This window comes from Candidatus Obscuribacterales bacterium (assembly GCA_036703605.1).
Classification (GTDB): domain Bacteria; phylum Cyanobacteriota; class Cyanobacteriia; order RECH01; family RECH01; genus RECH01.
Map to the genome: position 1 here is coordinate 1 of DATNRH010000030.1, position 1,627 is coordinate 1,627.

General features: G+C 52.7%; 1 protein-coding gene. It reads right to left on the reverse strand.

What is annotated here, in order from left to right; genetic code table 11:
* Positions 1-1,627 (reverse strand): cation-transporting P-type ATPase (locus V6D20_00745; GenBank protein HEY9814325.1); only part of this gene is annotated, 1,627 nt, incomplete at both ends.

Here is a 1,627-nt window from a genome sequence, read left to right on the forward strand (position 1 = left end):
GATAAACGAGAGTAGGGCAGCACACTCTACCCCAATGCCAACCCATATCAGTCGGTTTGCTGTCCAGTTGAGGCGCAAGACTGAGACCCATTCGGATCGACAGGCAAACAAGTTGCCAACTTGGCAGGCGACAATGACGGCTAATGTGACAGTTGTAGCTTGACGATAGATAGCCTCGATCGCTGGATCAGCCGTGTGGTTCAAAATCATCGGGGTGACAGTTTGCAGATCGGCTAGAGAATAGCCATAGCTCCACCAAACCATAAAGAACCCTAGCATGGATAAACTCGCTTCAATAATACCCAAAAAGCCATAGGCCCTGAGTAAGAGAGAACGATTGAGCAGAAACTCCTGTTTTTTACGAGGAGGACGCGACATGATGCCTGTTTCAGGAGCTTCTGCCCCGAGGGCCAGGGCCGGCACCATGTCAGTTCCTAAATCCACGGCCAAAATCTGTAAAATGGTCATAGCCGGTGGAATCTTCAGCGCCACCATCGCTAAGAACGGCGTAATTTCTGGCACATTAGAGGCCAGGATATAGGTCATAAATTTGCGAATGTTCTGATAAATGGCGCGTCCCTGCTCCACAGCACTGACAATTGTGGCAAAGTTGTCATCGGTCAGCACAATATCGGCCGCTTCTCGGGCCACATCGGTGCCATTCATGCCCATAGCAATGCCAATGTGGGCTGCTCTTAGGGCAGGGGCATCGTTGACGCCATCCCCGGTGACGGCCACAATTTCACCCATATCTTTGTAGGCCTGCACTAAACGCAGCTTATGTTCGGGAGACATGCGGGCAAAGACCAGGGCAGAACGGTATTTTAAAATCTGCTGCAACTGAGCATCAGACAGGTGTCCCATGCCATCGCCGGTGACAACTCGTACCCGATCATGGGGATGATCGTCGTTCCCAACTAGCCCAATCTTGCGGGCGATCGCTTCTGCTGTTAGCCCATAATCTCCCGTCACCATGGTCACCTTGATGCCAGCTTGATGGCACTGGGCGATCGCGCCCTGCACTTCAGGACGGGGTGGGTCAAACATGGCAATTAATCCGATAAAGATGAGATCCTGTTCTAACTCTTGGGCCCGCAGGGTGAGCAATGAAGCATCGCCGCGCCGGGCTGCTAATCCCAATACCCGAAATCCTTGCCGTGCCAGCCCATCATTGGCAGCAATCACGTCCTCTTCCTCTAGCGCCTCAATGCTACCGTTCCGCAGCATCCAATGGCAATGACGCAGTACTTCTAGGGGGGCACCTTTGGTGATCGCGAGATTGGGCTCTGATGCTGTCCAAAGATCTGAGGATTGCCAGTCTAGCACCACGGTCATCATGCGTCGTCGGGAATCAAAGGGTACCTCTCGCAGTCTAGGAAACTGTTCTTGTAGGGCATGGAGGTTTAACCCTGCCTTAGCTGCTGCTACTAATAAGGCTGCTTCTGTTGGGTCTCCAATTTCTTGCCAGCGGCTGGGCGAAGGATGAATGAGTCGGGCGTTAGAACAAAGAGCCGCACCAGTTAACAGCAGACGAACGTTCCATGCGGCGGCAAAATCAGCAGGCATTTGCACTCTGCCGATGGTGGGGTCGTAGCCTGCTCCTGTAACATCTATTAAATGAGGAGAA